The sequence below is a fragment of the Ruegeria lacuscaerulensis genome, assembly GCF_013031245.1.
Classification (GTDB): domain Bacteria; phylum Pseudomonadota; class Alphaproteobacteria; order Rhodobacterales; family Rhodobacteraceae; genus Ruegeria; species Ruegeria lacuscaerulensis_C.
On sequence record NZ_WPZL01000002.1, the window covers coordinates 38,960 to 60,529 of the forward strand.

21 protein-coding genes and 1 pseudogene are annotated in these 21,570 nt (G+C 57.7%); 7 read left to right on the forward strand and 15 right to left on the reverse strand.

All coding sequences use genetic code 11. The features are described from left to right. The first annotated feature begins 3 nt into the window (after positions 1-3). A complete protein-coding gene (locus tag GOX66_RS02770) occupies positions 4-300 on the forward strand; it encodes a DUF7742 family protein (RefSeq protein WP_170759385.1) in 297 nt (98 codons plus the stop codon). Here the strand turns inward: GOX66_RS02770 and GOX66_RS02775 are convergent. Further along, entirely contained in the window at positions 281-619 is a 339-nt protein-coding gene (locus tag GOX66_RS02775) for a TraR/DksA family transcriptional regulator (RefSeq protein ID WP_170759387.1), read from the reverse strand. The two genes, GOX66_RS02770 and GOX66_RS02775, sit on opposite strands and share 20 nt — an antisense overlap. 84 nt (positions 620-703) lie before the next feature. On the opposite strand from GOX66_RS02775, the gene cysE reads away from it, so the two are divergent. Continuing rightward, complete coding sequence (cysE, locus tag GOX66_RS02780; RefSeq protein ID WP_170759389.1) at positions 704-1,513, forward strand: serine O-acetyltransferase; 810 nt, start codon at positions 704-706, stop codon at positions 1,511-1,513. Positions 1,514-1,520: 7 nt separating this feature from the next. On the opposite strand, the gene GOX66_RS02785 is transcribed toward cysE, so the two are convergent. The 7 genes from GOX66_RS02785 to GOX66_RS02815 form a co-directional block, all read right to left on the reverse strand. Then, the gene (locus tag GOX66_RS02785; RefSeq protein ID WP_170759391.1) at positions 1,521-1,760 is read right to left on the reverse strand and encodes a hypothetical protein; all 240 of its coding nucleotides are present in this window, start codon (positions 1,758-1,760) and stop codon (positions 1,521-1,523) included. A 153-nt stretch (positions 1,761-1,913) separates the two neighbouring features. Further along, positions 1,914-3,212, reverse strand: a complete 1,299-nt coding sequence (locus GOX66_RS02790; protein ID WP_170759393.1) for a pyruvate dehydrogenase complex dihydrolipoamide acetyltransferase — start codon at positions 3,210-3,212, stop codon at positions 1,914-1,916. 12 nt (positions 3,213-3,224) lie between these two features. Beyond that, positions 3,225-4,598 carry a pyruvate dehydrogenase complex E1 component subunit beta gene (locus GOX66_RS02795; RefSeq protein WP_170759394.1) on the reverse strand — a complete coding sequence of 458 codons (1,374 nt, stop codon included), beginning with the start codon at positions 4,596-4,598 and terminating at the stop codon, positions 3,225-3,227. 15 nt (positions 4,599-4,613) lie between these two features. Then, positions 4,614-5,603 carry a pyruvate dehydrogenase (acetyl-transferring) E1 component subunit alpha gene (pdhA, locus tag GOX66_RS02800; protein ID WP_170759396.1) on the reverse strand — a complete coding sequence of 330 codons (990 nt, stop codon included), beginning with the start codon at positions 5,601-5,603 and terminating at the stop codon, positions 4,614-4,616. 168 nt (positions 5,604-5,771) lie between these two features. Further along, entirely contained in the window at positions 5,772-6,071 is a 300-nt protein-coding gene (locus tag GOX66_RS02805; RefSeq protein WP_170759397.1) for a septum formation initiator family protein, read from the reverse strand. 178 nt (positions 6,072-6,249) lie between these two features. Continuing rightward, positions 6,250-6,594, reverse strand: a complete 345-nt coding sequence (locus GOX66_RS02810) for a lysozyme inhibitor LprI family protein (RefSeq protein ID WP_170759399.1) — start codon at positions 6,592-6,594, stop codon at positions 6,250-6,252. Between the two features lie 70 nt (positions 6,595-6,664). Next, entirely contained in the window at positions 6,665-7,855 is a 1,191-nt protein-coding gene (locus GOX66_RS02815) for a phosphoglycerate kinase (RefSeq protein ID WP_170760081.1), read from the reverse strand. A 135-nt stretch (positions 7,856-7,990) separates the two neighbouring features. On the opposite strand from GOX66_RS02815, the gene GOX66_RS02820 reads away from it, so the two are divergent. From GOX66_RS02820 to GOX66_RS02830, 3 genes are all read left to right on the forward strand, one after another. After that, entirely contained in the window at positions 7,991-8,497 is a 507-nt protein-coding gene (locus tag GOX66_RS02820) for a peptidylprolyl isomerase (protein ID WP_170759401.1), read from the forward strand. After that, positions 8,490-9,038 carry a peptidylprolyl isomerase gene (locus GOX66_RS02825; protein WP_170759403.1) on the forward strand — a complete coding sequence of 183 codons (549 nt, stop codon included), beginning with the start codon at positions 8,490-8,492 and terminating at the stop codon, positions 9,036-9,038. The genes GOX66_RS02820 and GOX66_RS02825 overlap by 8 nt, the downstream gene beginning before the upstream one ends. Positions 9,039-9,185: 147 nt before the next feature. Then, on the forward strand, positions 9,186-10,154 hold the full coding sequence (locus tag GOX66_RS02830; protein ID WP_170759405.1) for a DUF3179 domain-containing protein: 969 nt from the start codon (positions 9,186-9,188) through the stop codon (positions 10,152-10,154). A 24-nt stretch (positions 10,155-10,178) separates the two neighbouring features. Here GOX66_RS02830 and aqpZ read toward each other — a convergent pair. The 7 genes and pseudogenes from aqpZ to GOX66_RS02865 form a co-directional block, all read right to left on the reverse strand. Then, a pseudogene (gene aqpZ, locus GOX66_RS02835) lies at positions 10,179-10,868 on the reverse strand (aquaporin Z). 91 nt (positions 10,869-10,959) lie between these two features. Next, positions 10,960-11,769 carry a M90 family metallopeptidase gene (locus GOX66_RS02840; RefSeq protein WP_170759407.1) on the reverse strand — a complete coding sequence of 270 codons (810 nt, stop codon included), beginning with the start codon at positions 11,767-11,769 and terminating at the stop codon, positions 10,960-10,962. 99 nt (positions 11,770-11,868) lie between these two features. Beyond that, entirely contained in the window at positions 11,869-12,369 is a 501-nt protein-coding gene (locus GOX66_RS02845; protein ID WP_170759409.1) for a bactofilin family protein, read from the reverse strand. Then, entirely contained in the window at positions 12,359-13,684 is a 1,326-nt protein-coding gene (locus tag GOX66_RS02850; protein WP_170759411.1) for a DUF5930 domain-containing protein, read from the reverse strand. Before GOX66_RS02850 ends, GOX66_RS02845 begins: the two co-directional genes overlap by 11 nt. A 179-nt stretch (positions 13,685-13,863) precedes the next feature. After that, complete coding sequence (locus tag GOX66_RS02855; RefSeq protein ID WP_170759413.1) at positions 13,864-14,676, reverse strand: ferritin-like domain-containing protein; 813 nt, start codon at positions 14,674-14,676, stop codon at positions 13,864-13,866. Positions 14,677-14,891: 215 nt separating this feature from the next. Further along, positions 14,892-15,575, reverse strand: a complete 684-nt coding sequence (locus GOX66_RS02860) for an FkbM family methyltransferase (protein WP_170759415.1) — start codon at positions 15,573-15,575, stop codon at positions 14,892-14,894. A 917-nt stretch (positions 15,576-16,492) separates the two neighbouring features. Continuing rightward, positions 16,493-16,969: a peroxiredoxin gene (locus tag GOX66_RS02865; RefSeq protein ID WP_170759417.1), complete on the reverse strand. Its 477-nt coding sequence runs from the start codon at positions 16,967-16,969 to the stop codon at positions 16,493-16,495. A gap of 50 nt (positions 16,970-17,019) precedes the next feature. On the opposite strand from GOX66_RS02865, the gene GOX66_RS02870 reads away from it, so the two are divergent. Continuing rightward, positions 17,020-20,424, forward strand: coding sequence for a YhdP family protein (locus GOX66_RS02870; RefSeq protein WP_237212470.1), 3,405 nt, complete (start codon positions 17,020-17,022; stop codon positions 20,422-20,424). 44 nt (positions 20,425-20,468) lie between these two features. Further along, positions 20,469-21,515 carry a tRNA preQ1(34) S-adenosylmethionine ribosyltransferase-isomerase QueA gene (gene queA / locus GOX66_RS02875; protein ID WP_170759420.1) on the forward strand — a complete coding sequence of 349 codons (1,047 nt, stop codon included), beginning with the start codon at positions 20,469-20,471 and terminating at the stop codon, positions 21,513-21,515. Positions 21,516-21,570 lie beyond the last annotated feature (55 nt).

The window sequence follows — 21,570 nt, forward strand, 5'->3', positions numbered from 1 at the left end:
TCAATGCGTCCTGTCTTACACGGAGATGTCAGCGCTGCGGCACGGGTCTTGCTGACCGCGCCGCAGGCGGACCGCGATCGCCTGTGCGCACGAATGATTCACGAAGCCGAACTGGCCGACAGACATGTCGGTCAGACGGGGCAACTCCACCCTCTCTTTGGAAACGGCTCGTTGATGGCTGCTGCGCGCAACAGGCGGCTGGCGGATGAACCGGGCTTTGACAATCTACAATATTGCCAGTGTTTTGAGCTGGTTTTGCGCCACTTGATCACATTTCAGATCAACTGGACGCGCAACTGACACACTTGCTTGCGGCGAGGTCCAGATTCAGTCGGCCAGCGGGTATTTCTTCGCCGCAATCCTCACAGTACCCGTATTCACCTTCCTGAATCCGATCCAACGCAACCCCAAGCCTTCGTGTTTCCAGATCACGATTGGCTTGCTGCGCCTTCGCCATGGCCTGGTTTTGCAGAGCGTCCATTCTGCTGAGCCTGCCAACGGCTTGCTGGTCCAGCTCAACAATTGCCTGAGCATCCTTTCCTGATGCAGATTGCTCTGCAAGTTCGGCCAACCGTTCCCGTATCCGGGACTCGAATTCGGACCATTCAGTACCATTCATTTTCGTTACCCTGCAAATCACGGGTTTGCGTTTGGTGTTTTTACAACTAAATGGCATTCTAGGCGCAGCAAAGGAACAAATGCCATGTTGGAAAAGCGCAGTCAGGTAACCCCTGTTGACCCGGTCTGGGATCGTATCACGACCGAAGCTCAGGCGGCCGTCGAAAACGAGCCGTTGATGGGGGGCTTGGTACACGCCTGTATTCTGCACCACCGCAGCCTTGAGCGGGCTCTGTCTTACCGGATTTCGGCCAAGCTGTGTTCGAACGAAATGTCGATGATGGTCTTGCGTGAGATTGTGGACGAAGCCTATGCCGACGATGCCACATTGCTTGAGGCGGCGCGCGCGGATCTGATGGCCGTTTACGAACGCGATCCGGCCTGCCACCGCCTGTTGCAGCCGATCCTGTATTTCAAAGGATATCAGGCCATGCAGGCCTATCGTGTAGCGCATTGGTTGTGGAACAAAGGGCGTCATGATCTGGCGTATTTCTTCCAGATGCGCTCGTCCGAGATATTCGGGATCGACATTCACCCCGCCGCGAAAATCGGCAAGGGGATCATGATTGACCACGCTCATTCCATTGTGATCGGTGAAACGGCCGTGGTCGGTGACAACGTATCGATGCTGCATTCGGTAACTTTGGGCGGAACTGGCAAGGAAGAAGAGCAGCGTCATCCCACGATTGGTGACGGCGTTCTGATTGGTGCCGGTGCCAAGGTGCTGGGCAATATTGTGGTCGGCCATTGCAGCCGTATTGCCGCCGGGTCGGTTGTACTTCAGGAAGTTCCGGCCTGTACGACCGTTGCGGGTATTCCTGCCAAGATCGTGGGCGAGGCCGGATGCGACCAGCCCTCGATCTCAATGGATCATATGCTGGGTAAGGACCAGTAAATCATCATCAGTTCGAGCGGTTGTTCTTCTTGTTCAGCCGCTCGAGCCGCTTTTCCTCACGACGTTTTTTCCGTTCTTCCTTACGTTTGGCGCGCTCAGCCTCGCGCTTGGCAACCTCGGCAGGATCAGGCTTGTAGGTCGAGTTTTCGCCCGGGAAACTATTGGGCTTCGCCGAAACAACAGCGGGCAGAGCTGTTACCAGCATGGATATCACCAGCAAGGTTTTGACGGAGTTCGTGGGGGCCATGGCGCACCTTTGCAACAGGAAACTCTGTGCTATCAAGGTGGTCCGCCGCGTATCTTCGAGCAACCGCTTTGGCGATCACGCTCGCTCACATCGCAGCGGTGATCGGGAGGACCACGCCAGTAAGTGCCCCGGCGCGGCCCATGTTTTGAAGCTTTAGGCCAGCATAACCATCGGGTTTTCAAGGTTGTCGACTATGGCTTGAAGCAATTCTGCGCCCAGAGCACCGTCGATGACCCGGTGATCGACCGACATCGTGACCGACATGACGGTGGCCACTGTCAATTCACCGTCATCACCGACAACCGGTTTCTTGATGCCCGAGCCTACAGCCAGAATACCGGCGTGAGGTGGGTTCACGATGGCGTCGAAATTGTCGATACCGAACATGCCGAGGTTCGAGACCGCAAAGGTGCCACCCTGATACTCGTGCGGGGCAAGTTTGCGTTCGCGGGCACGGCCGGCGAGGTCTTTCATCTCGGTCGACAGGGCTGACAGCGACTTGGTGTCGGCATCCTGCAGAACCGGAGTGAACAGGCCACCCTCGATGGCGACCGCGACGGCCACATCTGAAGGCTTCAGTTGCAGAACCCGGTCACCAGCCCAAACTGCGTTGCAGGCGGGAACCTGTTGCAGCGCGTTGGCGACAGCTTTGATGATAAAGTCGTTGACGCTCAACTTCACACCACGGCCTTCCAGCTGTTTGTTCAGCTGACCACGGAATTTCAGCAGCGCATCAAGCTTGATATCGCGGCGCAGGTAGAAATGCGGGATGGTCTGTTTGGCCTCGGACAGACGCGCCGCAATGGTTTTGCGCATACCGTCGAGCTTGATTTCCTCGTATTCCCGGTCTTCGTACATCCGTGCGACTGCATCGGCGGAAGGGCCAGCCGGTGCCGCTGCAGCCGGGGCTGCTGCTGCAGCAGGTGCCGGGGCAGCGACCGGAGCCGTCGCGGTCGCGCCTTCGACATCGGCTTTGACAATCCGACCATGCGGGCCAGAGCCGTTGATCTGCGCCAGGTCGAGACCTTTTTGGGCCGCGATCCGACGTGCAAGCGGTGACGCGAAGATACGACCTCCATCAGCTTTGGCCGGAGCGGCGGGGGCGGGCGCCTCGGGTGCCGCTGGCGCGGTAGCCTCGTTACCCGCGGCGGCGGCGGGTGCAGCCTCGGGTGCCTTGGCAGGTGTTGACGCGATGTCATCGGCGCTTTCACCATCTTCCAGCAGAACCGCGATGGCTGTGTTGACCTTGACCCCTTCGGTGCCTTCGGGGATCAGGATCTTGCCGATGGTGCCTTCGTCAACGGCTTCGAACTCCATCGTGGCCTTGTCGGTTTCGATTTCAGCCAGCAGGTCGCCGGAGGAGACAGTGTCGCCTTCCTTGACCAGCCATTTGGCAAGCGTGCCTTCTTCCATGGTCGGCGACAGGGCGGGCATCAGAATTTCGGTGGGCATCTGTGTCGCTCCTTACCGGTAGGTCACTTGTTTGACGGCTGCGATCACTTCATCGGTGGTCACCAGCGCCAGCTTTTCCAGATTCGCTGCATAAGGCATCGGAACGTCCTTGCCCGTGCAATTGATAACGGGCGCGTCGAGGTAATCGAACGCTTCCTGCATCACCACGGACGAGATGTAGCCGCCGACCGAGCCTTGCGGCCAGCCCTCTTCGACAGTCACCAGACGGTTGGTTTTCATCACTGAGTTGATGATCGCTCCGGTATCCATTGGGCGGATGGTGCGCAGATCGATAACCTCGGCGTTGATGCCTTCCTCAGCCAGCTTGTCGGCGGCTTCCAGTGCAAACTGCATGCCGATGCCGAAACTGACGATGGTCACGTCCGAGCCCTCGCGCCAGATGCGGGCCTTGCCCAGCGGGACGGTCAGGTCATCCACCTGCGGCACGTCGAAAGAACGACCGTAGAGGATTTCGTTTTCCAGGAATACCACCGGGTTGGGGTCGCGGATGGCAGACTTCAGCAGGCCTTTGGCGTCGGCTGCGGAGTAGGGCATCACCACTTTCAGGCCGGGGACCTGCATATACCATGCAGCGTAATCCTGAGAGTGCTGGGCGGCCACGCGCGCGGCGGCGCCGTTGGGGCCACGGAACACGATGGGGCACCCCATCTGGCCGCCGGACATATACAGCGTCTTGGCGGCGGAGTTGATGATCTGGTCAATCGCCTGCATGGCGAAGTTGAAGGTCATGAACTCGACAATCGGTTTCAGGCCGCCGAAAGCCGATCCGACCGCGATACCGGCAAAGCCATGCTCGGTGATCGGGGTGTCGATCACACGTTTGGCGCCGAACTCGTCCAGCAGGCCTTGCGAGATTTTGTATGCGCCCTGATATTCGGCGACTTCTTCACCCATCAGGTAGACGTCCTGGTCGCCGCGCATTTCTTCAGCCATCGCGTCGCGCAGGGCCTCACGGACAGTCTGCTGCGCCATCTCGGCATCGGCAGGCCAGTCCGGCGAGAGGTCCACAACCGGTGCCGCTGGGGCAGCAGTGGCAGGAGCGGGGGCCTCAACCGCCGCTGGGGCGGCCTCGGACACCGCTGCGGCTGCGGGCGCAGCCGCGGGCAGGGCGGAGGAATCTTCGCCTTCTTCAACCAGGATCGCGATAGGAGTGTTCACTTTCACCCCTTCGGTGCCTTCACCGATCAGGATCTTGCCAACGATGCCTTCATCGACGGCCTCGAACTCCATTGTCGCCTTGTCGGTTTCGATTTCGGCCATAATGTCACCGGAAGATACGGTGTCGCCTTCCTTGATCAGCCATTTGGCCAACGTGCCCTCTTCCATAGTGGGCGAAAGGGCGGGCATGAGAATTTCGGTTGCCATGTCTTATTCGTCCTCTCAGGCGTAAATGTCGGTCCAGAGCTCTTCGACGGAAGGCTCGGGGCTTTCTTTCGAGAATTCGGCGGCCTGGTTGACGATCTCTTTGATCTCTTTATCGATCGCCTTCAGGTCATCCTCGGATGCGTGTTTGCCGGACAACAGCAGCTCGCGCACATGTTCGATCGGGTCGCTTTGTTCACGGACCTTTTGAACCTCTTCGCGGGTGCGGTATTTGGCCGGGTCGGACATCGAGTGGCCGCGATAGCGGTAGGTTTTGACCTCAAGGATATAGGGCCCCTTGCCGGCGCGGCAGTGGGCGACCGCCTTTTGGCTGGCCTCTTTCACGGCCAGAACATCCATGCCGTTGACGATTTCGCCGGGGATGCCGAAAGCCTCACCGCGGTGATAGATATCCTTGGTCGAGGTTGAGCGTGCTTGAGCGGTGCCCATGGCGTATTGGTTGTTCTCGATCACGAAGATGACCGGCAACTCCCACAGGGCGGCCATATTGAAGGTCTCATAGACCTGACCCTGGTTTGCGGCACCATCACCGAAATAAGTGAAGGTCACGCGGCCATTCTCCTTGTACTTGTCAGCAAAGGCGAGACCGGCGCCCAGCGGCACCTGTGCACCGACGATGCCGTGGCCGCCATAAAAATGTTTCTCTTTCGAGAACATGTGCATCGAACCGCCCTTACCTTTGGACAGCCCGCCCTCGCGCCCGGTCAGCTCGGCCATCACGCCACCCGGGTCCATGCCACAGGCCAGCATGTGGCCGTGATCGCGGTATGAGGTAATGCGCTTGTCACCCTCTTCGGCTGCAGCCTCGAGGCCGACGACAACCGCCTCTTGACCGATGTAAAGGTGGCAGAAACCGCCAATCAGACCCATGCCGTAAAGTTGACCGGCCTTTTCCTCGAATCGGCGGATCAATAGCATCTCACGATAATAGGTTGTTAGTTCTTCCGCAGAAACATTTGGTTTCTTTGTGGTTTTTCGCGCAGCCATAGTGGCGATCTCCCCCTCTCGGCAAGATAGTTTAGCGTTAAACTATCTCATAAAGCATTTCCTGCAATCTGGCGAGTGGAAATGTGACGCAGGGTTCGTTCGCGCAGATTTTGGCGCGTGGGAGGGCGTTTAGCAGGTATTCAGAGGGTGTGGCGAATGAAGGGAAGGTCAGCGAATGACGATCTCATCCGTGCGGATCATTCCCAGTACCGAGCGGGCCTGCTGATCCAGAAGGTCCAGATCCAGGTAGGTGTCGGACAATCGGCGGGTAAGGTTTTCCATTTCGGCGATCTCGGCCTCAAGCTTGGCCAGGTCGCGCGACAGAGCGTCCCGTTCCGCTGCAATCTCGACCCGCCGGAACAGGCCATAGTCGCCCTGCACGGCGGCGAAGGTGAAATAAACACCCAGCATAAAAGCCACCATGAAGAAAACAAATGCACCCAAACCGGGTCGATGGGAACGGGACACTCTGTTTACCGCCGTATGAAGTCTGCCTCAAAAACGTGCCCTTTCCGGGCATCTGTCTGCACTATGTCACAGGTGATTCGGCTTGTGAATCCCCTGATTCGCGAAAACCCGCGCGTGACGGCGAAAAGTTTAAGCTGCCTTCGTACATCCCGGACGTCCTGGCTTTCGTGAAACAGTGTCAGCGCCACGTGGCAAGTTCTTTGTTACGATTAATCGTTTGCTGTTCCATGCAGGACCAATAGAACATCTGGGCGGCGCTGCCGCCGCCTGCCAGTTCCTGTTGACATGTCGCATCACGTCGCTTCAACCAAGCGCGCTGCTCGGTCAGCAGGGCCTGACCAACTCCACGCGCATCAGCCCGTGGTTTGATTTCCTTCCACAACCGGTTCAATTCGTTGTCTGCAACCTGCCATTGTTCCATTGCGCAAATATTTTCGTCGTTTTGAGTTGGGCCACCGCACCAGAACTCGGCCAAGGAAGCGCAAGGTGTAAGGATAAATACAGCAATCGCAATAAATCTCATGGCAAATCTCCTGGTCAAAAGGAGATTTTACCACGAACACCAATAGGCGGCTACAAATGGGGTCAGGCGATTATTGCTCCAGCGCCGCAACGCCGGGTAGTGTTTTGCCCTCCATCCATTCCAGGAACGCCCCACCTGCGGTCGAGATGTAAGAGAAGTCCTTGGCCGCACCCGATGCGTTCAGCGCGGCAACCGTATCCCCTCCACCAGCGACCGAGATCAGCTGACCTGATCGCGTCAGGGCTGCAGCTTTCAGCGCTGCTGCGTTAGTCGCTGCGTCGAAAGGCTCGATCTCGAACGCGCCAAGCGGGCCATTCCAGATCAGGGTCTGGCTCTTGGCGATTATTTCGGTGATGGCCGCAACGCTGTCCGGACCAGCATCCAGGATCATGCCGTTCTCGGGGCATTGGTCGGCGGGCAGAACCTGAGACGGGGCGTGGGATTCAAACTTCTCAGCTACGACGATGTCGCACGGCAATACGATCTCGCAGCCCGAGGTTTCGGCCTTGGCAAGAATTTCGGCCGCGGTGTCCTTCATGATGCGTTCGGCCAGAGATTTGCCCACGTGCAGGCCTTTGGCAACAAGGAATGTGTTCGCCATGCCACCACCGATAACAAGGTAATCCACCTTGTCGATCAGGTTGCCCAGCAGTTCCAGCTTGGTCGAGACCTTGGCACCGCCGACAACTGCCGTGACCGGGCGTTTGGGCGCACCAAGCGCACCCTCCAGTGCCTCAAGCTCGCCCTGCATCAGGCGGCCGGCGCAGCAAGGCAACAGCCGCGCGATGGCCTCGGTCGAGCTGTGGGCGCGGTGAGCGGCGGAAAACGCATCGTTGCAGTACACATCGCCCAGCTTGGCCATGCCCGCGGCCAAATCGGCATCGTTCTTGGTTTCAGCAGCGTGAAAACGTGTGTTCTCCAACAGCAAAACCTGACCCGGTTGCAACTGCTCGGCCGCCAGTTCGGCCTCGGTCCCGACGCAATCGGCGGCGAACAGAACCGTGGCGTCAAAGGCGGCCTCGAGAGTTGGGATCAACTGCTTCAGTGAAAGGTTCTCGCGCCGCTCACCACCCGGACGTCCGAAATGGGCCAGCAGGATCGGCTTACCACCTGCCGACAGGATATCGCGCACGGTGGGAACAATGCGCTGAATACGGGTTGCGTCGGTCACAACCCCGTCAACGACCGGCACATTGATATCGACGCGCACCAATACGCGTTTGCCGTTCAGGTCCATATCGTCCAGCGTTTTCCAGCCCATCACCAAATCCTCAGAATTTTGATACCGATTTAGGCTGTTCTTTTCCTGCATTTTGCCCTCAGGTCAATGCGTCACTTGGCATTCACGCGCCCGGCGCATAGGTATTTGCGCAAGACTAAACGACAGGAGGGCCTCATGGCCGAGATCAAGGATCCCGAAAACACAATCATCATCGAGCTGAAGGGCGGCAATGTCGTCGTCGAGCTGCTGCCGGATGTGGCCCCGCAGCACAGTGCCCGGATGAAGGAACTGGCTCGTGGCGGCGAATATGACAACGTAGCGTTCCATCGTGTGATCGATGGTTTCATGGCGCAGACCGGCGATGTGCAACACGGCGACATGGAAGACGGGTTCAACCTGCGCATGGCAGGTACAGGTGGATCATCTCTGCCGAACGTTCCGGCAGAGTTTTCGAAGCTGCCCCATGATCGTGGCACGCTGGGCGCGGCGCGGTCGCAAAACCCGGATTCGGCCAATTCGCAGTTCTTCATTAACTTCAAGGACAACCATTTCCTGAACGGTCAGTACACCGTCTATGGCCGCGTCATCGACGGGATGGAGCATGTCGATGCCATCGTGCGTGGCGAGCCGCCTGCGAACCCTGATCGCATGATCAGCGTCAAGGTTGCGGCAGATGAATAAGCTGGCCGCCGCTTTCGCTCTGTTGGCCAGCCCGGCGCTGGCCACGGGGCTGGAGATCGAGATCGAAGGAGAGGGCGCCAATGGCATCGTCAAGGTAGATCTGTTTGAAGATCTGGCCCCCCAGCATGTCGAACAGATCAGCGCTCTGGCCGCAGAAGGTCAGTATGACGGTGTGGTGTTTCACCGTGTGATCGACGGCTTCATGGCCCAGACCGGTGACGTCGAACACGGCCGTATCGGCGGCGACATGCGTCGAGCCGGCACCGGTGGTTCCGACCGCCCCGATCTGCCGGCGGAGTTCTCGGACTACAACTATGACCGCGGCGTCGTTGGCATGGCTCGGGCGCAGGACCCGAATAGCGCCAACTCGCAGTTCTTCATCATGTTCGCGCCCGGTCCGTTCCTGAACGGTGAATACACTGTTGTCGGACAAGTCACCGATGGCATGGACGTGGTTGACACGATCAAGCGGGGCGAAGGCCCCAACGGTGCCGTCATCGGACAGCCGGACGTAATGAAGAAAGTCACCGTGACCGAGTGACAACGTGCCCGGCACCTGATTGCGTGCCGGGCATTTCCATACCTCGCAAACGTACAGGTTCCAAACATCGCGTCACATCCGCGTGTGCCTGGCTGGTTATGGCCGGGACATACTGGCAAACTGATGCCTTAAGCGTGGATCGGTTCAGTGCACATCATTGCGATATTTTGGCTGATTGTTTTCACGGCGGCTGGGAACGCCGGGCCGGACGTATGGCGCGGTGAATGGCCGGACACGGACTTCGGCGTAAACAGCGTTGGAAACTGGGCCGAGATTCAATCCGGCGGACCACCTAAGGATGGAATTCCGGCACTGAACGCTCCTCAATTCACAGATGCTTCTGAGCGGTCTGACATCGCCCCTTCTGAGCCCGTCATTACGCTCGAATTGGAGGGCCAAACTCCTCGGGCCTATCCTATCCGCTATCTTATCTGGCATGAAATCGTGAACGACCGGGTCGGCCGTTTCCCGATTGCCGTAACATATTGCCCACTTTGCAATTCTGGCATCGTATTTGACCGGCGCACACCACAGGGCGTTCTGAGTTTTGGTGTTACTGGTAAGCTGAGAAACTCAGACATGGTTATGTACGACCGTCAAACCCAAAGCTGGTGGCAACAAGCGACTGGAGAAGCGATTGTCGGACGCATGACTGGCCATAAGCTGCGCGCACTGCCTGCCTGGATGGAAAGCTGGGCGGAATTCAAGGCCCGAAACCCTGTCGGTTTGGTTATGGCAGAACCTGCCTACAACCGGGATTACGGACGCAATCCATACCGGGGGTATGACACGTCTCGCCGACCGTTTTTGTATTCTGGTGAAATGCCGCCTCATGGAATCCAGTCGCTCGAACGTGTCGTTCGGGTTGGTGACAGAGCATGGCCGCTGGCGCGGCTAAGCCGCGAGAAAGTGGTGCGCGAGGCAGGTGTTATCATCCAATGGGTGCCCGGCCAGGCATCTGCATTGGACACGGGGCGCATTTCAAATGGCAGAGATATCGGGTCCATCCGTGTTCGTGACGGTCAGGGCAAGGACGTGGTGCATGACGTGATGTTTGCTTTTGCGTTTCACGCGTTCTGGCCAGATGGCAAATGGATGATCGGAGCCCGACAATAGCGGGCTCCATCAGCGATGCGTGCATCAGTCGTCCGTCGTCATAGCATTCCAGATCAGTGCGCCAATTGCCCCGCCGATCAATGGCGCAACCCAGAACAGCCATAATTGAGCCAGTGCGGGGCTGTCCGCGAACAACGCGACCCCGGTGGATCGGGCCGGGTTGACCGATGTGTTCGTCACCGGAATTGAGATCAGGTGGATCAGGGTCAGACCCAACCCAATAGCGATCGGAGCGAACCCGGCAGGGGCGCCGCTGGAGGTGGCCCCAAGAATGATGATGATGAAAAAGGCCGTCATCACGATTTCGATCACCAGCGCGGACATCAGTGAATAGCCTTCAGGCGAGGCCTCGCCTTAGCCGTTCGAGGCAAACCCGCCGACACCTTCGAAACCCGGTGCGCCGCTGACGATCAGGTACAGGACCGTCGCAGCTGCAATCGCGCCGATCACCTGAGCGATCCAATACGGGATCAGGTCTTTGGCCGGGAACCTGCCGCCTATCATCAGGCCAAGGCTGACAGCCGGGTTGAAATGCCCGCCCGAGATATGCCCGACCGCGTAGGCCATGGTCAGAACGGTCAGGCCGAAGGCGAAGGCTACACCCAGCCAGCCGATGCCCACATCGGCAACGCCTGCAGCGAGAACGGCGCTGCCGCAGCCGCCAAGCACCAGCCAGAACGTGCCGAAAAACTCGGCCATAAGTTTTGATGACATGAAAAGCCCTCCGAAAAACAATGGGTTTCAGTGTAATTCAAAAATTGATTTTTGTGAAACTGGCGGGAGTCCACACCAAGTCTAAGGGGGGTCATTTCCAGCTAACCGGGTCCAGCCGGAACAGCTTGGACAGTTGGTTGTACACGTCGGGGACCGCGCCCTTCAATTCTCGGGGTTTCTCGAAAAAGACTTCGACCGAGACTGCAAAGAACTCTTCATGACCGACTGCACCATAAGCGTCTATGACAGTGTGCTGGCCACGTTCAACGGCACGAACATGGGCGTCATAGGCGGTCAGAAAGACACGCTCCCACTCGGCAAAGCTTTGCCCGTCGCTCAGAATCGGAACGCCATTGGTGCCGCCGGACATATCGTCAACCTGATGCGCAAATTCGTGCAGCACGACATTCTGCCCATCCCGGTCATTCAACGCCCCCTGTTTGCTATGTGACCACGACAGGATGACCGGACCACGATCCCAGCTTTCGCCGGTGCGCACAATTTCCTTTTCACTTACGACATACCCATCCTGCCTGCGTTGCCGCGACTTAAACGCGGACGGGTAGATCAGGATTGTCGTCAGGTGATCGTACCAGAGGTCGCTGTTGACCACGAGAAGACAGGCCTGTGCCGCAATTGCCAGCCGCATCTCGTCTGTGACTTCCAGCCCTTCACAGCCGTAGAAACTCACCTGATCCAGAAAGAGGTTCACCTTGCCGTCCAGATGGGCCCGCAGATCGGGTGGAAGCCGACGGATAAGCGGTACCTGCTGCTCGATGATGGTTTGTTGCTGGTCGGATAGGGGCGTAGACAGGAGCTTTTGCCGTGCCTGAGATTTGGACCAATAGCGATATGCAAAAAAGCCAGCGATCAGCAGCAGAATGGAGAAAAATATCAACATTCAAGCACTTTATACGTGGCGCGCGGGGCTTGGAAACACTGAAACGAAAAACGCCGCAGGATGTCCTGCGGCGTTCCGTCAACTTAATAGCAGTCAGCGTTACTGCTTGACTTCGGCTGCCGGATTGGCACCCGATTTGCCGCTGCGGCCGGGATTCAGCGGGTCGTCCTGACGCTGCACGGAGCCTTCAAAATGCGCGCCGCTCTCGATGGCGATGGTTTTGTGAATGATGTCGCCTTCGACACGGGCTGTCGAGGTCAGGCGGACTTTCAGGCCACGTACGCGACCCACGATACGGCCATTGATGACGACGTCATCGGCAGTGACTTCACCTTTGATGGTCGCGGTTTCGCCGATGGTCAGCAGATGCGCGCGGATGTCGCCTTCGACCGTGCCTTCGACCTGAATATCGCCGGATGTCTTCAGGTTGCCAGTGATGTGCAGGTCCGAGGACAGAACCGATGCCGGAGGCTTGGGCTTGGGCGCCGTGCTGGCCTTGCTTTCTGCCGGTGCAGGGGTGGCCGGTGTAGCCGGAGCGGCAGGTTTGGCAGCCTCGGGGGCGTTGGTTCCGGGCTCGTTGATTTTGCTCTTAGAAAACATTTCTCGCAGCCTTGATGTAAGTCATTGGGTTTACAGGTTTTCCATTGACGCGCACCTCGTAGTGCAGATGCGTGCCGGTAGACCGTCCGGTGCTACCCATATCAGCAATATGATCCCCGCGCGAGACCCTTTGGCCAACCTTGACCCGGATCTTGGTGTTATGGGCATAAAGTGTCTCAATCCCGAAGGCGTGCTTGATCTTTACCAGCCTTCCAAAACCGGACTGCCAGCCCGCATGGGTGACGACTCCATCGGCGGTAGCAAAGATGTCCGTACCCTGCGCGCCGGCGAAATCGACGCCATTATGCATGCGTCGCCCGCCGGTCTTTGGGTCGCGGCGAGTGCCGTAGCCGCTGGTAAAGCGCACGACGGAACTCACCGGGTTGGCAAAGGGGGCCTTCTCGGCGGCAAGGCGGTACAGGTTCAGCTGATCCATCTGTTGCAGCAATGTGTTCGCGCGGATTTCGTCGGGGGTCAGTTCCTCACCGCGCGTGCTGAAAGACAAAGGGGTCAGCGGACCGCCCATGCCGCTGTACCCACGCCGTATTTCTTCAATGATACGGTCGGTGGGCATACCTGCCTGACGGAACATCTTGTCCAGCGGCTCGACCGAGATCACCATCGCCTCTTCCAACTGGCGGAAAATCTCGTCGCTGCGTTCCTGCATCAGCTGGATCTCCAGCTCAAGCTCATCGCGCTGGTCCAGCGCGTCCTTGGCATTCGCCGCGATCTGATCACGCTCTTCCGCGGTTCGCGCCAGAGCTTCGGTCATGAAGTTCATCTGCTCGGGATGGGTGACAGCAGCCATGTACATGTCGCCTTCACCGGCATCCTGTTGAATCGTGGCCAGTTCGGTGCGGGCGTCCTCGCGCTGTTTCATGGTGGCGCGCAGGGTGGTCTGGATCACTTCGATCCCGGTCTCAAGCTCACGGCGGCGGTTTTCCGAGGCCAGCAGTTCGGATTGCATGGCCGAAATCTGCTCCAGCGCGGCGTTAAATCTGTTTTGCGCGGCCAAGGCTTCCTGCGCTCTTGCGTCGCGCTCTGCTGACAGGATGTTCAGACGTTCCTGATACGTTGCCTGATCGCGTTTCGCCTGCTCTCGGAAGTTGCCGGATCCGATGCTGTCCATCAACAGGATCGCGGTGGCGACCGCTGTCCAGCCAACAATCACGGCAACCCCGGCGACGGCAGCAACCTGCGTTTCCGAACTGAGCCGGATGAACCGCGTGTCATTATCAGATTTCAGGAATAACCGGCGTTCAGGAAAATGCCGTTCGAACAGTGAGTGTAGTTTTATTGCCAGACGTGTTCGCACGCGTCTTACCTCTCTATCCCCAAATACAGGACCGGTCGTGAGCGATAGCCGTCCCTTGGGCGAAGTGCATAGAGGGCGCTTGTGCTTGGGGCAAGTTTGTTAACTGGTTCACACAACAAAGCTGGCCATTCCCGCCAATTCTCGGCGGGAAATTGCCGATAAAGTCAATGTGAGCGCGTTTATTCGGATCGACCAGGCGGGGGCAGGTCTTCGGTCAACGGCCAATAGAAGTCCGGCGGCAATCCGGCTTCGGCCCGTTTTTCTTCGTTGAACGGGGGTTTCAGAGCGCCGTGGAAATAGCGGCGGACCATCTGGTGAAAAACATCCTTGGGATCTGCATTCTCCCGCCCGCACAGGAAGTGGAACCATTTCGAACCATAGGCAACGTGGCCAACCTCTTCGGCATAAATGACTTCGAGCGCGGCAACGGCCTGTTCAGACTTCGCCTTGCGGAACACATCGATCATGCGGGGTGTCACGTCCAGCCCGCGCGCCTCAAGCACCATGGGAACCACAGCCAGACGGCCCATCAAATCGTCGGCGGTATCCTCGGCGGCGCGCCACATTCCGGCATGGGCGGGCAGGGCACCATAATGGCTGCCCATGCTTTCCAGACAATCACAGACCATCTCAAAATGGCGCGATTCCTCTTCGGCGCATTTGACCCAATCGTCGTGGAAACCGATCGGCATCGGGACATGGCCAAAACGCGCGATTATATCCCAGTGCAAATCGACTGCGTTAAACTCGATATGCGCCACTGCGTGCAGCAACGCGATGCGACCGGCCTCAGTCCCCGGTCGCCGTTTCGGAACGTCCCGCGGATTAAGTAGTTCTGGCTTGGCGGGGCGGGCTGGAAAATCCGGAGGCGTAGAAGTTCCGATTTCAATGGCTTTGCCCCGGGACCGGGACTCCCGCCATTCTGCGGCATAGGCGCGGGACTTGGCTGTCTTCAATCTTCCATCGGCGGTCGACAGAACATCAACTGCCATAGCGCTCAACGTCTTCGCGCTATGGGTCTTCAATTTGTCTTCAGTCGATCCATTCAAGTCTTGAACTCTCCAATTACAACGCGAACTCGTGGGGCAAGGGTTGGCGGCTTACCCCGTCGGAAATGAGCATGGTGTAACTCAATTCGCTACAGGTTTCTGCGCTTACCAATCAAGCACGTATTTCCCGAGGATACGGAAAGGACTTTCCCAAACGGCTACCAGTCTATTTTAGGTGTAAAGGAAAAGATGCCGTTGGGTTTCCAGTTGATCTCATTCCAGTAATCTTCGTGAACATGGATGACATCATACATCAGGTGCCGGGCCTGCCGATAACCATGCGCATCCAGCAAAATGTCCAGTTCTTGGGTTGGGCGTTCGATTGTCGCGCAGCGGATATTGTATTTTTCGAGGTCCAACCCTTTTACTGCGAGCAATTCTGCGCCTTCAATATCCAGGGACAAAAAGTCGATCACCAAAGGTGCGTCGCACGCATTTAGTTCGTCGGTCAGTGTAGTTGTTTCGACGTTCACAATTTCCGCTTCTTTAAGCTCTTCGCTGCGGACCGTTGAATTGTTGTCCATGTCTTCCGCAACTATGCCGCCGAGCATTCCGTTGTCTATCCTGAACGGTAGAATCTGCCCGGCCTGATCCGTCACCGCCTTTTTGATCAGGCGCGCGCGCCGTTCGTTATTGATGTTCGGCCAGAACCCGGGGTTGGGTTCGAATAACAGTCCATCCCACCCCAGCCATTTTTCCAGAAAGTAAGTGTTGTTGATGTAGACACCGTCAGCGCAGGCAAGGTCTACGAAAAACCCGTTCTTTGGCAGGCCCTTGTTTTCATAATCAAATACATAGTTAACCAGAAAGTCGACCTGTCCCTTCTGATCTCCGTACGTCAACTTGCGATGGGCCTGCAAATCTCTGTGTTTTGGTCCTCCCCGGCACCCGTTGTTTTGATCGGCTTCTTCTTGACTCGCCGCTCGTAGGATCTGCAGTCGCCTTGCGTTCCGAACAATTTGGAAATTTTCGTAAAAGTCCCCATGTCGACCTTGCCCACATCGCTATTTGTCGAACTGAACACTACGGCGTTTTCGGTTTCACAACTGGAACAGAACCGATCAAGATCAGTTCGAAACATCTCTTCTACCAGTTCTCGCTCATGTCGCCCAAAAAACTTGAATAGTGCGCTGGCGCTGACCCCGTCGCGTTAAGGTAGGGAGTTTCAAGGCGCTCCTCGAGGGTGCCGTGCTCCAGAGCAACATCTTGGACTTTGCCGAAATCGGTTGCGAAAGTCTCCGGCTTGCCCAAATAGTCCAATTTGCTCGGAGCATGAGGAGACTGTGGCAGCCAATGGTGATTCTAGCGTTCCTTGCTGAACAAAAGAATCTGCTCAAAGCTGGCATTTGCAAGTTCATGCTTTCGTCCGCACCAAACAAGGATCGCCGGATCGAGCTTTGGGCCAAGTTTAGGGACGTCAAAGTAGACCAGCAGAGAAATTACCCGTCTATATATATATGTTCCCCTGCCGCCTTAGCTTGCACACACTCAGGTAGAGCAATCGCAACCTATGCGCCATGCCATCATGTACCGGCTTAACTTCTCTATTATCCGGGTTTCTACTGTATCAGCCGGAGCAAACAGGATTGCTTCCTTCGTCTTGCGAACTGACAGAGCTAACGATTTTTTTCTTTGAACGCGATAATTCGCTGCGAGTTCCTGGCCCACTCGATGAATGCTTCGCCAATTCTGAAAACCCAAAACCATTTGGAAGGCATGTTCTGCCTTCCAAATGGTTGATGCCGGGAAACTTATTCTGTCATGAAATGATGGCCGCAAGGTTGCGCGTGACTTCCAGCACCTCATCCACGTGGCCCGGCACTTTGACCTTGCGCCAAACATGGACGATCTTGCCTTCGGCGTTAATCAGAAAGGTCGAGCGTTCGATGCCCATCGACTTTCGGCCATACATGTTCTTTTCGACCCATACGCCATAGTCCTCGCAGACCGACGACCCTTCATCCGACAGCAACGGCGTCGTCAGGTTGTGCTTGGCGACAAATTTGTCGTGCTTGGCCACGCTGTCCCGCGAAATGCCGAAAACTTGAGCGCCGGCATCGGCAAATGATTGAAGTTGTTCCGAGAAACCGATGGATTCCTTGGTGCAGCCCGGCGTATCATCACGAGGATAGAAGAACAGGACGACGGTGTCGCCGCGCAGGTCCGATAACGTTACCTCGCCGCCTCCGTCGCGGGGCAAAGTAAAATCAGGGGCAATGTCTGAAACATCGGGCATTGGAAACTCCGCTAAAGGATTTTAAGTGCTGCCGGACATCATAGGGCGGCATGAGCGGGTTGGAAGGCGTGGATAGCAAATTGGTGCAGCGCAAAGACGAAAGTGCGAAGCAACCGGAGAAAACTCCGCGACGCCGGTCGCGCCGTCGTATCGCCGCGCATTTTTCTATTTGGACCGTCCTGTCATTCGGCATTCTGGTTTTCGCGGGTTGGTTTTTTCTGTTCGGCCAGAACCTCCACGCGCCGGAATGGGTGCGCAAGAAGGTTGAACAACGCCTTGAACAAAGCCTTGGAGGTCTGAAGTTTCATTTTGGCGATGCAAGTTTTATCATAAATGAGGAATGGCGCCCGCGGCTGAGGCTGACCGATGTTACGATCAGTGACGCCGCCGGGCAGCAAATTGCTCAAGTGGCGGATATGCGGACCCGCTTGTCGATGCGCGGGTTGCTCAGTGGACAGATTCGACCCCGCCGTATCATTCTGCGGGATGCACAGATCGCGTTGACCCGAGGTCTGGACGGGGCGTTGTCGCTTACCGTCGGGTCTGGCAGTGCCCCTGTGCAGGAAGCGCCCGATCTGGCGCAGTTGATCGAGACATCCGACGATGTGTTTCTGTCACCTATCCTTTCGGGACTCCGGTCAGTTGAACTGGACTCCCTGACACTGGACTATCAGGATCTGCGCCTTGGGCGGGCCTGGATCTTTGACGGTGGTCACATCACGATCACCCGCAGCGGCAATGAAATGCGTCTGGCCACCGGGTTTTCCATTCTGACCGGGCGCGACTATGCCAGTTCGATCGAGGCGAATTACACCAGCGTTCTGGGCACACCACAGGCGAGCTTCGGTATCTCGATCACGGATGTTCCGTCCGAAGATATTGGAACGCAAAGTCTTGCGTTATCGTGGTTGCAGGTCCTGAAATCGCCGATTTCAGGGGCTTTGCGGGGCAGCATTGACGGCAGCGCTGCGCTGGGCCCATTGTTTGCGACGCTGAATCTGGGGGCGGGCGCGGTTCAGCCCACGCAGGAAACCAGGCCCATCCCGTTCGAGTCCGCCCGAACTTACTTTACATATGACCCCCGCCGACATGTGTTGGATTTCAACGAGGTATCGGTCGTGTCGGCCTGGGGCTCAATTCAGGCCGAGGGCAATGCCTATCTGCACGGAATCGAAAACGGTGCACTTGAAAGCCTGACTTCGCAACTGAGCCTGAGCAGCATCAACATCAATCCAGCAGGGCTTTTCCCCGAGCCGCTAAAACTGGCGCGCGCAGATGTGGACATGCAAATGAAACTGGCTCCGTTTGTGCTGCGCCTTGGCCAGGTGGCGGTCGAAGACGCAAGTCATAGGTTACTAGCCACTGGCGCGCTGGTCGGTGAACCTGACGGTTGGTCGGCTCAACTGGATGCGCATCTGGACAGTATGGGGTCGGACCAGTTGCTGAATTACTGGCCTGAACTTTTGGCTCCGAAACCACGAACCTGGGTGGCAAAAAATCTTTATGATGGCCAATTGTCGGATGCTGATTTTGCGTTGCGCCTGCAGCCCGGGGACAAACCGGAAATCTATCTGGATTTCGGTTTCGAAGAGGCCAAGATCAGGTTCGCCAAGACCTTGCCGGTCCTTCAAAATGCACAGGGGCAAGCCAGTCTGATCAATCGCAGGTTTACGGCCACCGCTGCGTCCGGGATCGTCATGGCCGACGAAGGCGGAGCAGTGGACGCCTCGGGCACATCATTCATAATTCCTGACACGAGCATCAAGCAGCGGTCCCCGTCGATCACGCGGATCAAGGCAAGGGGTAGCGCGACCGCTGCTTTGTCACTGCTCGACCGGCCTCCGCTGGAATTGCTGACCAAGGCAGAATTGCCAGTCAATCTGGCAGAAGGAGAGGTCAGCCTGTCCGGAACTCTGTTTCTGCCGATGATAAAGGGATTGAAATTTGAGGATACCAAGTTCCATTTCACCGGTCATATTGACGACGTCCAAAGCGAACGGCTGGTGCCTGGATTCTCGGTCAGTGCAGACCGGCTGGACGTGGAAGGGGATCAAACTGAGGTCGGGATCGCGGGTGACGGGCTGTTCGGGGCTGTTCCCATGCAGGGTGCATGGCGGCAACCGATCGGCGGTCCTGCACCTCAACGCAGCGAACTGACAGGGCAGATCGAGTTGTCGCCCCAGCTGATGACTGAACTCAAGGCCGGTTTACCGCAGGGAATGCTGACCGGGCAGGGCACTGCGGATATCGCGCTGGGCATCGGCGCGGGGGAGCCTCCGAAACTTTCCGCATCATCGAATCTGGCAGGGGTCGCTCTGGCCATTCCCGAGTTGGGTTGGCGCAAGGGGACGGGATCTACCGGAACCATGACCGTCGAGGCGACGCTCGGCAAACTGTTACGGGTTGACGAACTCAAGCTGGATGCAGCGGGACTGCGCACCACGGCATCGATCTCGTTCAAGGAAGGCGGCACGTTTGACCGTGTGAAATTCAGCTCGTTCGATCTGGGGAATTGGCTGGCGGTTCCGGCTGAACTGATCAGTCGTGGGGCGGCTGTTCCTGACATTCGCGTTCTGGGCGGCGTCATGAATCTGGGGCGGGCGACATTTGGTGAAAGCGGCAACAGTGGGGGTGCGTCTGGTCCCGGACCCAGGATGGACGTCGCTTTGGATCGCTTGCAGGTCACGGAAACGGTCGCGCTGACGGGCTTCAAGGGCAACTTTCAGACCACAGGAGGCGTAAAAGGCCCGTTCACGGCCACTGTGAATGGGCAGGCCGCAGTCCGTGGGCAAGTCACCCCGCGCGCTGGCCGCAGCGCGGTGACATTGACCTCGGGTGATGCCGGAGCGGTTCTTCGGTCGGCCGGAGTAATAACGCAGGCGCGGGGCGGGTCTATGGATTTGCGGCTGGAACCTGTGTCCGGCCCGGGAAATTATGACGTCATTCTGAAGATCGTGAATACAAGCATCACGGACGCCCCTGCCATGGCTGCGCTGCTGAACGCGATCAGCCTTGTTGGTCTGCTGAATGAAATGGCGGGGCAGGGCATCTTTTTCTCGACCATCGACAGCCGGATGCGGATCACACCGACCGAGATCAAAGTGCTGAGCGGCAGCGCCGTCGGTCCTTCGATGGGCCTGTCCTTTGATGGCACCATCGACACGGTCGCCGAACGGCTGAACCTGCGCGGCGCGATCTCACCTATATACCTGGTGAATGCAATAGGGAGCGTCTTCACCAAAAAGGGCGAGGGCGTGATCGGTTTCAACTACACTTTGACCGGGCCGTTGAAGCAGCCGAAGGTGTCCGTGAACCCGCTGTCCGGGCTGGCACCGCTGTTTCTGCGCAACTTGTTGCGAACTCCGCCCCCGACGGTTTCGGATGGGCCAAATGCGCGACCTTCCAAACCAGATGAAGTGAAACGATCCTTTGGATCGCCGCAATCTGATCGTTGATCTGGGATGTGGCCGAATCTGAAAAGGCCCTGTATGGCGCGCCCATGAAACTGAGTGATTTTGATTTCCACCTGCCCGAAGACCTGATTGCCACGCGACCGGCCAACCCGCGCTCGTCCGCGCGACTGCTGGTGGCCAAAGGTGACACGGTTTCTGATGCGCATGTCTATGACCTGCCCGATTGGCTGCGACCCGGAGATCGGCTGGTGCTGAACGACACCCGCGTCATACCCGCACGCCTGAACGGCCGTCGTCATCGCGACAGCGCGCAAGGCCCGGTGTCCGCCGCGATCGAAGCCACTCTGCTGGACCCGCAGGCTGATGGCACGTGGGCCGCCCTGATCAAGCCGATGAAAAAGGTGAAGCTGGCCGAAGAGATCCGGTTTTCGGATGACCTCAGCGCCACCCTTGAGCGTGTCGCGGACGGGCAGGCCTATCTGCGCTTCAATCTGTCAGGTGAAGATTTCGACGCCGCGCTTGAACAGGCGGGCGCTATGCCGCTACCGCCCTATATCGCCGCCAAACGTCCAGCGGATGAGCAGGACAAGACGGATTATCAGACGATCTGGGCGCGCAATTCCGGAGCGGTTGCGGCACCAACCGCCTCGTTGCATTTCGACGACGCCTTGATGCAGGCGCTGGAAGCGCGCGGTGTCGCAATAAGCCACGTCACTTTGCACGTCGGCGCGGGCACCTTCCTGCCAGTTAAGGTCGAGGATGTGACCACACACAAGATGCACGCTGAATGGGGCAAGGTCAGCGCCGCCGCTGCCGAAGAAATTCAGGCAACCAAAGCGGCGGGCGGACGCATCATTCCCGTCGGCACCACGGCGCTGCGCCTGATCGAAAGTGCGGCGCGTTCCGGCGAAATCGAACCGTGGGAGGGGGATACCGATATCTTCATTTATCCTGGCTTCCGGTTCCACGTGACCGATGCGCTGATGACCAATTTCCACTTGCCGAAATCCACGCTGCTGATGCTGGTCTCGGCGCTGATGGGGCAGGACCGGATGCGAAATGTGTATGCGCATGCGATTGAACGGAAATACCGATTTTTCTCTTACGGCGACGCGTCGCTTTTGATCCCGTAAAGGACGTGTTGTCGGGATCATTTCCCCGCAATGTCGTAGACAAGCAGGATCAGAG